This window comes from Mesobacillus thioparans (assembly GCF_965138835.1).
Taxonomy (GTDB): Bacteria; Bacillota; Bacilli; order Bacillales; family Cytobacillaceae; genus Mesobacillus; species Mesobacillus thioparans.
Genome location: NZ_CBCSFH010000002.1, coordinates 348,032 through 362,037, shown reverse-complemented (window position 1 = coordinate 362,037; position 14,006 = coordinate 348,032). Strand labels below are relative to the sequence as shown.

The following is a 14,006-nucleotide window of genomic DNA, read 5'->3' as shown; positions in this document are numbered from 1 at the left end:
TTGAAGGGAATGAGTAATGAATAACTTTAAAGAATTTTATCAGAGTATAGTATATAGGCTGTTTAAAAAGCAGCCCAAAGGCGCAGGCTGGACAGAGTTTGCACCTTTAAGGATTATGCCCGAATATATAGTTGATATGGAAAAAAAGAAAGTAACCGGATTAGTCAAACACAAAGGAAAAGTATATTTGAAGGTAATAGTAGATGTCCCTAATCAAAAAGTTTCTTCAAAAGGGAACATTAGACGAATCCATAAGCAAACAAGGCCTTTTAGGAAGCATCATTACATAGGGCTTATTAAAGATGAAGCACCATATCTGATCGAACAAACAGATTCTCAGAATTAGCCAGCAGTTTCTATTCTCAAACAAAAATTTGTCAGAGAATAGAATCTGTATTTCATGTAACATATATATTGAATAATGCAATATATATGTTACAATCCATTTGAGGAGGGATACAATATTTGGATAATAAAGTGAAGATTGCGCGAATTCAAGTGAGTTTGACACAACAACAATTGGCCGAGAAAATCGGTGTCACTCGCCAGACCATTAGTTTGATTGAGAAAGGGAAATATAATCCAACCTTAAAGTTATGTCTGGATATTTGCTATGCTGTAAATAAAACATTAGATGAAGTATTTTGGATAGAAAGGGAGAATCGAGAAAATGAAGAAAATAACTGATGAACGATTGGTTTTGCAAAACCTACAGAACATCCGCATTGCCTATATCATTCAGACTGTTGGTATTCTGGGGATTCTAGGCTATGACTTCGTGACAAAAGGGTTAGATGGTATGAGGGAAAATCCTCTGTGGCTTGTATTTATGATTACCACTGTAATATCTGCCTATTTATCAATGAGTATAAGTGCGGATCACGAAAGTTCCAAAACCAATCCACAAAAGAGTCTAGCTGTATCACTGATTGTGCTCGTTTTCATTTCAAGTGTGGTCGGAGTCCTTACAGCCAATACCGATGAATTTCATATGCCCAACGGGGTCATGATGGGCGGAATTCTATTTGTTTGCGGTCTGATTCCAATCGTCTATATCTATAAACTGCGCAAAAAACGGTTGGATGAAAATGAGGAAGACTAAAAGACTCCTAAAAAAAAACACACCGACTCTTTATAATGAAGTCAATGTTTGTTGAGATCATTTCCGCAAAATTTTTTCCATCGTTTTTCCCTTAGCCAATTCATCGATCAGCTTATCCATATAACGAATTTCCCTCATGGTCGGTTCTTCGATTTCTTCCACTCGAACACCGCAGATCACACCTTTGATCAATGTCCTCGATGGATTCAGTTGCGGAGCTTCTCCTAAGAAGGTTTCAAAGTCTGTCTGTTTTTCCAGGTGGGCTTCCAGCTCTTCCTGGCTGTACCCAGTCATCCATCGCATGATTTCATCCACTTCTGTCTTCGTCCGGCCTTTTCTCTCCGCCTTCTTAACATAATGCGGATAAACACTAGCAAAACTCATTGTAAAGATTTTATGTTTTCCCATGGCAGATTCTCCCTAATGTGGTTTTCTTCATTATAATATGAAAAAAAAGCAGGTTCAAACTTGATTTTTATGCCAAAATCAAAGGGAATTGACCAAAAGGGAAGAATATTAAACCATATGACTTTCTAATAGGTGATTAAGGGGGTTTGATAGATGGCTGAGACCGGGCTAACCAGGAAGGAAAAAAAATATCCTAAAACCTTTTTCAATGAACTCACTTTCTTACGACTACTTCGCTTTGCATTCTTTCTATCTCTATCCCTACTACTGGTATACATCTATTTTCTTCATCTTAAAGGTGATCTTCAAAAAACCATTTTGGAAATCTGGTCCAGCCATCAGAAGGTGATTATTTCACTTTCAATTTTCTTTTTTTATTCAACGAGTATTTATCAACTCGGTGTCTGGAGGGGAAGAAGAAGGTGAGTCAAGGTAATTACTATTGCATGGGTGCAGGTGAGTTCCTGCTTCTTTTTTTGCACGTTACCGAGTACGTTCTGCTGAAGAGATGGAATCACTTTGATTCTTAAAAATTTTTAAAACCGTCATCCTTTTGTCCTACCTATCTATGTGTCTTAAATCCTTCAATGAAAATGACTAATAGGATAATAGATGTAAAATTAAGAAAATTCATTCAAATATTTGCTATTAATCTCATAAATCCCCTACCATTGAATTGTAAACAATTTGGAACAGGAGGGAATCATATGAAAAATTTCGTTCGTACCGGGCTGTTTGCTTTGCTCAGTGTGTTATTGCTGGCTGGCACCATGCCTGCAACTGGGTTAGCCAAAAAACCCCAGTTCAGTTATGACCAGTACAGCCAGGTCGATGTAGGGAAGGATGGCATGGTTGCGACAGCCCATCCACTTGCATCCGAAATTGGCGCCGAGGTGCTTCGGAAGGGCGGTAACGCGATTGATGCTTCAGTTGCAATCCAATTTGCCCTGAACGTAGTAGAACCAATGATGTCCGGAATCGGCGGCGGCGGATTCATGATGGTTTATGATGGTAACACAAAGGAAACCACAATCGTGAACAGCCGGGAGCGTGCCCCTGAAGGCGCGACTCCAGACATGTTCCTCGACGAAAATGGGAACCCGATTCCTTTTGGAGAACGCTCGACTGGTGGAACTGCAGTCGGAGTGCCAGGAACATTGAAAGGCCTTGAAACAGCACTTGATAAGTGGGGAACACGTCCGCTTCAGCAGCTGATCGGCCCTGCCATCAAGCTGGCTGACAAAGGTTTCCCGATTGATTCGGTCCTGGCAGAAGCGATTGCCGATAATCAGGACAAGTTATCAAGATCAGCAGCAGGTGAGGTTTTCCTGCCTGACGGAAAGCCGCTGCAAGAGGGAGATGTCCTTGTTCAGGATGACCTCGCTAAAACCTTCAAGCTGATTCGTTCAAAAGGGACGGATGCACTGTATAAGGGAGAGATTGCAGAGGCACTGGCTGATGTGGTCCAGGATTTCGGGGGATCGATGACTCCAGAGGATTTGGAAAAGTATGATGTAACGGTTGACGAGCCGGTTTGGGGAGATTATAAGGGCTACGAAATTGCCAGTATGCCTCCACCGAGCTCAGGCGGTGTCTTCCTTCTGCAAATGCTGAAAACATTGGACGGTTTCAACCTGTCCCAGTATGATGTCAACTCGACAGAGAAATATCATCTCTTAGCTGAAGCGATGCATCTTGCTTATGCTGATCGCGCGGCTTACGCCGGAGATCCTGAATTCGTCAATGTACCTGTAAAAGGATTGCTCCACCCTGATTACATCAGGGAACGCCAGGACCTGATCAGCCTTGATTCTGTCAATCAGAATCCTACGGCCGGTGACCCTTGGAAATATGAGAATTCAGAAGCTAATTATTCACAGACAAGTCAGCCAAATGACAGGCAGTATGGAGAAACAACCCATTTTACAGTAGCGGACAAATGGGGGAATGTTGTCTCCTACACAACAACGATTGAACAGGTGTTTGGAACGGGTATCATGGTGCCTGGTTATGGATTCATGTTGAACAATGAATTGACCGACTTTGACGCAGTCCCTGGAGGCGCCAATGAAGTCCAGCCAAACAAACGTCCATTAAGCAGCATGACGCCAACGATTGTGTTTGAAAACGACGAACCAGTCCTGACGGTTGGCTCTCCAGGTGGTCCGACAATCATTACCTCAGTGCTGCAAACCATCCTCCATGCCATCGAGTATGATATGGAGCTGAAGGAGGCAGTCGAGCAGCCAAGAATCTACACTAACAACTTGAATTCCTACCGATATGAAGATGGCATCAGTGCTGATACCATAGATGAACTGAATGCCATGGGCCATAAATTCGGCTCAAGTCCGACGACGATCGGTAATGTCCAAAGCATCTTGATTGATCGTGAGAACGGTACATTTAAAGGTGTGGCAGACTCAAGCAGAAACGGCGCAGCGATTGGAGTCAACCTTAAAGGTAAGCGAAAATAAGCATGAAAAAAGGAGCGGGATTTTCCGCTCCTTTTTGTTTGGACATTTATAGGCTGTGTTAAAAGTGTTTTTGAGAACACAGCCTGGTCGTCTATAAAACTTTTGACCTGTTATCATTGTTGATTTTCGTGTAAGTACGTGGATTCATAAGCGGAGAAATTCCGGCTATTGTGTAAAGAGGTCGCTTTTTAAGCGGAATAAGCGGAGAATTTCCGGTTATCTCCTCTAAAAAAGACAAAATCCAACGTTTTGGATTAAATAAACGGAAAAACTCCCGTTATTTTCAAGAAAATAAGGGGAGTTTTCAATTTAAGCGGAATTCTTCCGTTTATTTTTCTATTCTTTTTTATTCTAAGCTTTCGCCACCGCCGACAGCTGCTCCCATTTTAACCGGTCATCCTGGTTTGGATCATTTTCAACAGCACTTTGATTGTTAAAAATCATCGTAGCCCGATTTTTCAGATCATAGGTCGGCCATTCAGGAAGTTGATCTGTATTTGGGTTGCCGTTATGTGCAAAATGGATCCAGGCTTCGTGCATTTCGCTGCCCAATAGCTGGCGGTCAGGGGAATCACCTGTGAATTTTACAGTGTTGGGCTTATCCAGTGTATTCCATACAAATGGAATCTCGAGCGCATGTGTGGCTTTAAGGGCGCCATCGAATACCGGAGTTTCCCAATCAAATCGGTACATCCAAACAGGGGCGCCATGTTTACTCTGCAATTCTGCAAGCTTGACTGCTGGAGCTGAAAATACTTGCATGGTCAGCAGCTTATTGAACAGGTCCTGGCTAAGCGGTTCAGAGAATTCTTTTGTAAGAGCAGGCAAAAGTGGTCCAAACGTTTTCTCGAAAAGCGCCTTAATTTTTGCTTCATCTGCGTTCTTCCATTCAGGGTCAAATACACTGAAAATATTGTATTCATCTTTATTGGTACCAACCAACAGGGTGATGTCTTTTGCCGAACCTTCTGCTACGGCTTCTAACGGATGTTTTGGAAGCGACACACCATCGATGACAGGGAACAGGCTCATCGATGGTAAGAGTTCACCCGCTTGAAGCAGCTGTTCTGCTGGCAATTCTTCCAATTTAGAAACGTCGTCTGCTTCTATTTGTAAGGCTGTCAACAAACCGCTTGCGACTTTAGTTGCAGTATGGGGAGTATGGACAAACGCGGCCGTACCACTTTGCAAAAGCGCTCGATGGAAAAGGCCCTGTGCAGATGGGAATCCAAGCAATACCCCAATGCTCATTGCTCCTGCTGATTCTCCAAAAACCGTCACATTGTTTGGGTCCCCGCCGAATGCTGCGATATTTCCCTGTACCCATTCCAGCGCTGCCACCTGGTCAAGGATGCCGCAATTCCCGGATGTCGCATATTCCTCGCCGCCCAGTTCTCCAAGGTGCAGGAAGCCGAAAACCCCGAGCCGATAATTAATCGTCACCACGACAACATCCCCTTGATCAGCAAACGAAGTTCCATCATACCAATCTGCCGAGCCGGAACCGGACACAAAAGAACCGCCGTGAATCCAGACAAGCACAGGACGTTTTTTGTCATCGGCAGCAGGGGACCATACGTTCAGATACAGGCAATCCTCACTAGTATTGGATACGTCATTCCCAAAGAACGACATGATTTCCCTCTGTGTCTGTGGACCAACAGGCGAATATGACGATGCTTCACGAACGCCTTCCCATGAATCAGGGCGCTCCGGAGCACGAAAACGGAGTGGACCAACTGGAGGCTTGGCATAGGGAATCCCTTTCCAGACGGACACACCACTTAGCTCATTACCTTCCAGCTTTCCGTAAACAGTTTCTACAATATTTTTAGACATGGACATTCTCCTCTCATTTAAAAATATGCTTTAAAACACTGAGCATGCTACTTATGTAATGAAGCTAAATATAAGTTACTTCTATATTATTGAAATATTCAAATTATTAATACTGATAAATAACCTTTACTGAATTTTGTACTGATACTACTAATAGGATGAAGTACTTTAATGAAGAAAACGATTTTGTGCTTATTAAACAGATCGATAACATGACGTTCAAATGATTAGTTCAAATGATACAGAATTAAGTAGAATGATAAATTTCCAGATTTGTATAGAATATTAAATCACTTTACATTAACCTCAAATTCTTATAAAATACTTGAATGACTTCCAAATTTTAAATAATTATTAAAACAGTAGAGGATAGAAAGAGGGGAATAAGGTGTTAAAGAAAATTCAAAAAACCCACATGGGCCTTTTCTTTTTAGCTGTTGTTTTATTATGGGTGAAAACATATTTAGTACAACATTTTGAATTCAGACTAGGCTTGGATAATAAATTGCAGGAATTCCTATTATTTTTGAATCCGTTGGGTTCAGCCCTTTTATTCTTAGGTTTTTCGTTGTTGTCATCGAAAAGAAAGTTTTTATGGCTCATTGTATTTGACTTCATCTTGAGCTTCTTATTATTTGCAAATGTTGTGTACTACCGATTCTTTAGTGATTTTATTACGATCCCAACCATTTCCCAAACGCAAAACTTTGGGGATGTAAGCACTAGTGTGTCCTCGCTGCTTAATACTTATGATTTCTTATTTTTCCTGGACACGATCATTGTATTGGCCGTTGGATTACTGTGGAAAAAAGAGCGTAAGGGTGTAATGGTTAAACGCAGAAGTGTTGGAGCTGTATTCATAGCTGCTATCCTAATCATGTCAGTGAACCTTGGGCTGGCTGAAAAAGACAGACCGCAATTATTGACAAGAACATTCGATCGCAACTATATTGTCAAGTATTTGGGGATGTACAACTATACGATCTATGATGCTGTACAGAGTGTCAATGGCTCGATGAAACGGGCAATGGCAAGTACGGATGACTTAACTGAAATCCTGAATTACCAGAGAACGAATTACGCAAAACCGAATCCGGATTATTTCGGTGCTGCAAAAGGAATGAATGTTGTTTACTTCCACCTTGAATCGATGCAAAATTTCTTGATTGATTATAAACTTCACGGTGAAGAAGTAACGCCATTCTTAAACTCTTTAACAAAAGATGCAAATACCCTGTATTTTGATAACTTTTTCCATCAAACAGCCCAGGGTAAGACATCTGATGCCGAATTCATTCTTGAGAATTCCCTGTACGGTCTGCCGCAAGGGTCTGCTTTCTCGACAAAAGGGACGAATACGTATCAAGCTGCACCGGCTATTTTAGGCCAGAACGGCTACACTTCCGCTGTTTTCCATGGAAACAATGGATCGTTCTGGAACCGTGATGAAATTTATAAATCATTTGGCTATGACCACTTCTTTGATTCAAGCTATTACCATATGAATGAAGAGGATCTTGCTGAGTATGGGTTAATGGATAAGCCATTCCTTAATCAATCACAGCCTTTGCTCGAATCATTGCCGCAGCCATTTTATACAAAGCTCATTACCGTATCCAACCATTTTCCTTATCATATGGATCAGGAAAAAACAACGATTGAACCTCATACAACTGGAGATTCATCGGTTGATTCATACTTCCAGACAGCACGATATGCTGATGAGGCATTAAAAGAGTTCTTTGACTATCTAAAAGAATCCGGTTTGTATGATAACACCGTAGTCATCATGTACGGTGACCATTATGGCATTTCCGACAATCATAAAAAGGCGATGGAGCAAGTATTAGGAAAAGAAATTACTCCATTCGAAAGTGCTGGACTTCAGCGCGTTCCGTTATTGATGCATGTACCAGGCGTCAAGGGAGGCACCATGCATGAATACGGCGGACAAATCGATCTGATGCCGACGCTTATGCATTTACTAGGAATTGATACAAAGCCATATCTGCAATTGGGTACAGACTTACTATCGGAAGACCACGATGAACTCGTGCCATTCCGAAATGGTGATTTCGTAAGTCCTACTGCCTCTTACATTAACGGTAAGTATTATGATTCAACTACCGGCACTGTGATAGAGGAAACAGAAGAAGCAAAACAGCAGAAGGAAATTACTGAAACCATTCTGAATTATTCTGATAAGGTTGTAGAGGGTGACCTTTTACGTTTCTACACTCCTAAAGATTTTGTCCCTGTTGACCGTTCAAAATATAACTATAAAGATGAGAGCGAAAAGAACAGCAACAAAGCTGAATAGTTCCATTGTAGCTGCCGAGCTTGATAAGCCCGGCGGCTTTTTTGTATTTATTTTTGGAACAAAAGGCTGATTCTCATCTACTTTGTGCTGTTTGCCTCTATTTTTCAAGGAGAAACCATCGGTAAAAATAACTCAGGTATGAGAAATAAGGCCATTGAGTTTTCTCTGAGGGTGTATTTATTCTTGAAAGGATTTAATTAACAGATATAGAATTATTCATGAAGCAATATGATTTTAAATAGTATGGATGTAGTTGAATAGGCACTCTTTTTGAGTGGCATAAATTTCATGGTTAGAAAGCTTTTTAAAAAAGGAGTGGATTTTAAAATGGATATCCAGTTAATAAGACAAGCAACGATGAAAATACAATACAATGGCCACATCATTCTGGTTGACCCGATGTTTAGCCCGAGAGGCAGTCTGGATCCAGTTGCTAATGCAGCGAATGATAAACGCAACCCTTTGGTTGATCTTCCGTTCCCTGTGGAGGAAATTCTTAAGGAAGTGGAAGCCGTGATGATTACTCATATGCACAGGGATCATCTTGATGATGCTGCAATTCAATCACTGCCAAAGGATATCGTTGTTTTTTGCCAACCGGAGGATGAAGGGAAGCTGCAGGAGCACGGATTTTTAAATGTGGTGAAGGTGAACAGTGATGTTCAATGGAACGGGATCAAGCTTTCAAGAACAGGAGGCCGCCACGGAACTGGTGAGCTGGCAAGAGCAATGGGCCCTGTTTCAGGATTTATACTTGAAGCTGATTCTGAAGAGAATCTTTATATTGCGGGGGACACGGTATGGTGTGATGAGACTGAAGATGCCATCCGCAATTACAAACCAGGTGTAATCATCGTAAACGGCGGCGAAGCGCAGTTCAAGACAGGTGATCCTATAACTATGGGTCTTAAAGACATCGTAAAAGTCAGAAATCAAGCAGCTGATTCCCTGATTGTCGTTGTTCATATGGAAGCATGGAATCATTGCTTACTGAAACGAGAAACAGTAATGAATTTCATTGAAGACAACGAATTAAAAAATGTCATTGTCCCAAATGATGGTGAAAAGATTACTAGATAATCATATAACTGGAGGAATCATATGTGATTGCAACCCAATACAAAATTACATTGCCAAGTGATTATAATATGGACATAATCAGAGAACGAGTACGAAATAATGGCCATAAAACGGACGGATTTGAAGAGCTGAAATTTAAGCTCTATTTAATAACAGAAAAAGGGGTAAATAATAATTTGCAGAATAGTTATTCCCCGCTATATCTATGGAATGGCAGCAATGGGTTAAACAAGTTTTTATTCAATGGTTATTATGACAATATCCTAAACTCCTTTGGTTGGCAAAAGGTAAACATCGGGATCCCTCTCATTGATACAACAACCAATAAAATCATCGAGAATAGATATCTATTTCAAGTGGAGGGAGAAATTCAGCCACAGGGAAGTCTTAATGATTTTCCAGATAAAATCAGGGAGAGTATTACTACGATTGAAAACACAGAATATCTAGTGATTTACAGCCCGGACAAATGGAAGTACGAAGCATTCTATTTCTTAAACGACTTAACCAAAGTGAGTGGAAAGCGTGGAGTGATCTATCAGATTCTCCATATATCACAAGAGTGAATTTTTGATTAAAGTATCTAAAGCAGTTAACGCAACGTGATGGGTATTCATCTTAATCCTTTAGAAGAATGTAAAAGTACTTTTAAAGGATGATTCCAAGTATTAATTTTTAAATATAAAAGTCATGATCGGCGGAAGTTGGCATTATGACCCGCAATATTGCGCCTATCGTGTTTCAATCCTTTCGCCTATTAAAGCTATAAATGATATACTATTGTTCTATTATATTTGAAGAAACGGCTCAGCCAGACCGTTTGTCATATAGAGCAAAGGAGTTAAAGTAATGGCGAATGTACATATATTTACAAAGAGAGAAGAAATCGCAAACGCGCTCATCCATGGAATCGGAGGACTATTAAGCATTGCCGCCCTCGTCATTCTGATTGTCTTTGCATCATTGTACGGAACAGCATGGCATGTCGTAAGTTTCACCTTTTTCGGGGTTACCATGGTCCTGTTATACACATCCTCAACCCTGGTACACAGCTTCCCGCCCGGCAGAGCAAAGGACTTCTTTGAAATCATGGACCACTCATCCATCTATTTCTTCATAGCCGGCACCTACACACCATTCCTGTTCATCGCTGTAAAAGGAGCATTAGGATGGACCCTGTTCGGGATCGTCTGGGGACTATCGATTGCAGGAACAGTTTTCAAATCACTATTCGTCAAACGATTCCTGCATACATCAACAGTGTTATATGTGGTAATGGGCTGGCTGATCGTCTTCGCTTGGGGACCACTTACACAGAATGTTTCCTCACAAGGGCTGATATTCCTGGTAATCGGAGGGGTCCTGTATACTGTCGGATCCGTCTTTTACGTCTGGCGCGGGTTCCATTATCACCATGCAATTTGGCATGTTTTCGTACTGGCCGGATCGATCATGCACTTTTTTGCGGTTTTGAGTTTGCTGCCGTAGGGAAAACGAAAAAGAGTTAGAGGACGATGTGTCTTCTAACTCTTTTTAATATTTGTCAAAAGGTCTTCAAACCATTTGATATAAAGTTCATTCGTTTCCTTGTAATGTCTGTGGATCAGTTGAGGAAGTTGTTCTGGATAGTCAGTCTGGAACGAGTTTTCTTCCTTCAGCTCGAGGATCCATTGGTGAATCATATTCTTTATTTCTTCAACATTTGATGAATGGATGAAAAGGGTGGCTGGATAAAGAGAGCGAGGTTCTTTCAGCCTTTGTTCAAATACTAACTGAATCTCCTTGAACAGTTGAGTCTTTCCTTCATCCGTGATTTGGTAGACAGTCCTGTTTGGACGATTATTGACTTGTTCTTCTTTTTCCGCTTTCACCCACTCATGTTTTTCAAGCTTTCTTATCGCATGATAGACGTTCCCATCCGTTACCGGGAAAAGGTGGTCCCATTTATTTTCGATAATCGTCTTCTTCATTTCATATGGGTGATAGGAATTCTCCTGCAATAATCCTAAAAGGACAATCTGGATGGACATGGTTTCACTCCTTTCGATTGGACTAGAAATACACTATATCATTAAAACTGAAAAAAGGGTCACGAAAATAGTTTCTCACAAAAACGAAAGGCATTATAGTTTCAGTTTTAATCCTTCATGGGTTGCCGTAAAGCCTAATTTTTCATAAAACCTCAAAGCATTAGGCCTTTTTTTATCCGTTGTCAGCTGAACTAAGTGACAGCCCCGTTCTTCCGCACGGTTAATGGCCCATCTAATCATCTCGGTTCCTATACCTTTTCCCCTGACTCTAGCTGAGGTTCGGACTCCTTCAATAGTAGCTCTCCAGCCGCCTTGATGAGTGATGTAGGGGGTGAAAGTAATTTGCTGTACTCCAATCACTTCATTTCCTTCACAAGCAACAATTAATTCATTATTCGGGTCCGAGGCAATTGACTTAAATGCGTCCAGATAACTTTGGGGAAGTGGCCGCACATAAAGTTCACGCTGACTTCCTAAAAGATCATCAGCAAGCATTTCAACGATCCGGTCTAAATCATTTTCCTCAGCCATTCTAAACTCCAATTTAGCATCCATTCTTATTCGCCTCATCTCATTCATCTATTTGTTTCTATGCTAACTGATTTATACACATAAGTGAATGATGGAATTTTAATGAGATGTTATAAGGTCTCCTTATGTTAGCAAGGAAGTGGGGGAGAAGAACTAAACAATGAAAACAGACTAAACCATATGGCTTAGTCTGTTATTTAAAGCACCTATTATTGTGCAGAAAAACCGCCATCAATGACTAGTTCGGCACCTGTAATGTAAGCTGCATCATCAGAAGCCAGGAACAATACGGCACGTGCGACATCATCTGCTTGTCCAAGGCGCTGCAATGGTGTCGCCATAATCAAACGTTGCAAGACCTCACTTGATTCTGACAAGTTTGCCGTCATAGGTGTTTCGATGACACCTGGGAACACAGTATTTACGCGGATACCAAACCTACCATATGCAGTGCTAGCTGCACGTGAAATGGATCGAACAGCCCCTTTTGAAGCGGTATACGTATTCACGCCCAAACCAACCATAGCAGTATAACTTGAAATATTCACAACAGCACCGCTTTTTTGTTCCACCATATTTGGCAGCACATGCTTCATGCCAGCAAAAGGACCAAAGCCATTTATGCGCATCATGAGATCCCAATCTTCAATCGTTGTTTCGTCCATTTCCTTTTCTGTCGCAATACCCGCGTTATTAATCAGGATATCAATTCTTCCATGATCAGCAATGATTTCATCAACAGTTTTTTTCCAGTCTTCCTCAGACATCACATTTAACATTTTTCCTTCGATTGAATCATGCTGACTGACCACATCAAGCAGTTCTTTATTAATATCAGCGGCAATGACATAAGCGCCTTCCTCAACAAAAAGCTCAGACATACTTTTCCCCATACCTGAAGCTCCACCAGTGATCAAAACGATTTTATTATCAAATTTCCCCATCGTATATCCTCCCTTTCTTGTGTTCACTCATATTATATTCGAATATATACTTTGTGCAAAGTAATATGTTTTTCATTTTTAGCATTAAGTTGGAGGGGATGGAAGAAAATTCAATATGTGATAGATTGTGACTTGTACATGAGGTTTTGAGGTGTTTTTTTCAGTTGGATTATGTATTTAGGGTGTTTTCATATTTGGACTGAAATTGCTTCTGAAAAGTGGAATGAACACCTTAACTCAATTTTAGAAGTGGGAAAGAGTTCAGGAGAAAAGGAATTGATAAACTGATTCTAGAATATGAATCAGTGATCAAAGAGCTGGTGGGAAAATTAAACTTTTCTTCGAAGCAATCAGCGCTTCTATTGCTATCCATTTCATTTATTTTGCAGGTGGAACGTTAGTAGGCTATATCAATACGAAAAAAGATCAACACGAAGTTGCGGGTGCTTAATCGTCACAAGGATTGTTATTCGTAGTATCCATCATTTCCGCTTAGCGAGACTTTCATTACCATCATGCAATTTGGCATTTTGTATTAGTCGGCTCGATTATGCACTTTTTTGTGGTTTTGAATTTGTTTTCATGAAAATAGATAAATATCGATAAAAATCGGAGGGGCTTTGCATGCTTGCTGTGGAGGTTAGAAGACCGAGATTTGAGGATAGAGAACAGTTGAATGAATTTTTTAGAGCAGTAATCACAGATACGTTTACTAAAGAAGGTATAGGACATCAATTGCACGAAATTAATGAGGAAATTAAAGTTAAGAGAAAGTACTTAAATAATGATATTGAAAGTAATGGTGAGAATAGATATTTTCTCATTGCCTTTTATGATGACAAAATTATTGGTTCTATTGAATATGGCATGGCAAATGAAGTCATAAAGAATTGTACAAATAATCATTATGAAAGTCTTGTTGAAATTGGTACGCTATTTGTCCATCCTGACTACCAAAGGAATGGAGTAGGGAATTTACTATTGAAGGAAATGTATGAGACATTGCGAAATAACGGGATAGAAGAATTTTGCTTGGATAGTGGATATAAAAGTGCACAACTTATCTGGAAAAAGAAATTTGGAGACCCTGATATTGTATTAAAGGATTATTGGGGCAAAAATTATGACCATATGATTTGGAGAGTGAAAATCAGGGGACAAGAATAGGTTTTTCTTTTGCAGTCGGCTGCCCATTATGTCATCCTAATCAATCCTGAATTGATTCTATTTGGCAAATGGAAACGTCAGCTGGCATAAAAACATCATTAAAATAAT

General features: G+C 40.5%; 14 protein-coding genes. 9 read left to right on the top strand and 5 right to left on the bottom strand.

Features of this window, described 5'->3' with window-relative positions:
- Nucleotides 1-16 precede the first annotated feature (16 nt).
- From ACNAZ4_RS06270 to ACNAZ4_RS06260, 3 genes are all read left to right on the top strand, one after another.
- Entirely contained in the window at nt 17-346 is a 330-nt protein-coding gene (locus ACNAZ4_RS06270; RefSeq protein WP_415813386.1) for a hypothetical protein, read from the top strand.
- A gap of 119 nt (nt 347-465) precedes the next feature.
- Nucleotides 466-687, top strand: coding sequence for a helix-turn-helix transcriptional regulator (locus ACNAZ4_RS06265; protein WP_415813384.1), 222 nt, complete (start codon nt 466-468; stop codon nt 685-687).
- Nucleotides 671-1,102, top strand: a complete 432-nt coding sequence (locus ACNAZ4_RS06260; protein WP_415813382.1) for a hypothetical protein — start codon at nt 671-673, stop codon at nt 1,100-1,102. Before ACNAZ4_RS06265 ends, ACNAZ4_RS06260 begins: the two co-directional genes overlap by 17 nt.
- A gap of 57 nt (nt 1,103-1,159) precedes the next feature.
- On the opposite strand, the gene ACNAZ4_RS06255 is transcribed toward ACNAZ4_RS06260, so the two are convergent.
- Nucleotides 1,160-1,510 (bottom strand): DUF2200 domain-containing protein, encoded by a 351-nt coding sequence (locus ACNAZ4_RS06255; protein WP_415813381.1) that lies wholly within the window; start codon nt 1,508-1,510, stop codon nt 1,160-1,162.
- Nucleotides 1,511-2,217: 707 nt separating this feature from the next.
- Here ACNAZ4_RS06255 and ggt point away from each other — a divergent pair.
- A complete protein-coding gene (gene ggt, locus ACNAZ4_RS06250) occupies nt 2,218-3,987 on the top strand; it encodes a gamma-glutamyltransferase (RefSeq protein WP_415813380.1) in 1,770 nt (589 codons plus the stop codon).
- 351 nt (nt 3,988-4,338) lie between these two features.
- Here ggt and ACNAZ4_RS06245 read toward each other — a convergent pair whose 3' ends face one another.
- Entirely contained in the window at nt 4,339-5,826 is a 1,488-nt protein-coding gene (locus tag ACNAZ4_RS06245; RefSeq protein ID WP_415813378.1) for a carboxylesterase/lipase family protein, read from the bottom strand.
- Nucleotides 5,827-6,241: 415 nt separating this feature from the next.
- Between ACNAZ4_RS06245 and ACNAZ4_RS06240 the strand changes: the two genes are divergently transcribed.
- The 4 genes from ACNAZ4_RS06240 (at nt 6,242) to trhA (ending at nt 10,714) form a co-directional block, all read left to right on the top strand.
- Entirely contained in the window at nt 6,242-8,146 is a 1,905-nt protein-coding gene (locus ACNAZ4_RS06240; protein WP_415813524.1) for an LTA synthase family protein, read from the top strand.
- A 327-nt stretch (nt 8,147-8,473) separates the two neighbouring features.
- A complete protein-coding gene (locus ACNAZ4_RS06235; RefSeq protein ID WP_415813377.1) occupies nt 8,474-9,226 on the top strand; it encodes an MBL fold metallo-hydrolase in 753 nt (250 codons plus the stop codon).
- Nucleotides 9,227-9,249: 23 nt separating this feature from the next.
- On the top strand, nt 9,250-9,792 hold the full coding sequence (locus tag ACNAZ4_RS06230; RefSeq protein ID WP_415813376.1) for a DUF4865 family protein: 543 nt from the start codon (nt 9,250-9,252) through the stop codon (nt 9,790-9,792).
- A 283-nt stretch (nt 9,793-10,075) separates the two neighbouring features.
- Nucleotides 10,076-10,714 carry a PAQR family membrane homeostasis protein TrhA gene (gene trhA / locus ACNAZ4_RS06225; protein WP_415813374.1) on the top strand — a complete coding sequence of 213 codons (639 nt, stop codon included), beginning with the start codon at nt 10,076-10,078 and terminating at the stop codon, nt 10,712-10,714.
- A gap of 35 nt (nt 10,715-10,749) precedes the next feature.
- On the opposite strand, the gene ACNAZ4_RS06220 is transcribed toward trhA, so the two are convergent.
- The 3 genes from ACNAZ4_RS06220 to ACNAZ4_RS06210 all read right to left on the bottom strand — a co-directional run bounded on the left by ACNAZ4_RS06220 (nt 10,750) and on the right by ACNAZ4_RS06210 (nt 12,731).
- The gene (locus ACNAZ4_RS06220; RefSeq protein WP_415813372.1) at nt 10,750-11,256 is read right to left on the bottom strand and encodes a PadR family transcriptional regulator; all 507 of its coding nucleotides are present in this window, start codon (nt 11,254-11,256) and stop codon (nt 10,750-10,752) included.
- Nucleotides 11,257-11,349: 93 nt separating this feature from the next.
- Nucleotides 11,350-11,811 carry a GNAT family N-acetyltransferase gene (locus ACNAZ4_RS06215; protein ID WP_415813371.1) on the bottom strand — a complete coding sequence of 154 codons (462 nt, stop codon included), beginning with the start codon at nt 11,809-11,811 and terminating at the stop codon, nt 11,350-11,352.
- Nucleotides 11,812-11,996: 185 nt separating this feature from the next.
- Nucleotides 11,997-12,731, bottom strand: a complete 735-nt coding sequence (locus ACNAZ4_RS06210; RefSeq protein WP_415813370.1) for an SDR family NAD(P)-dependent oxidoreductase — start codon at nt 12,729-12,731, stop codon at nt 11,997-11,999.
- 624 nt (nt 12,732-13,355) lie between these two features.
- Here ACNAZ4_RS06210 and ACNAZ4_RS06205 point away from each other — a divergent pair.
- Nucleotides 13,356-13,898, top strand: a complete 543-nt coding sequence (locus tag ACNAZ4_RS06205; protein ID WP_415813369.1) for a GNAT family N-acetyltransferase — start codon at nt 13,356-13,358, stop codon at nt 13,896-13,898.
- Nucleotides 13,899-14,006: the final 108 nt, after the last annotated feature.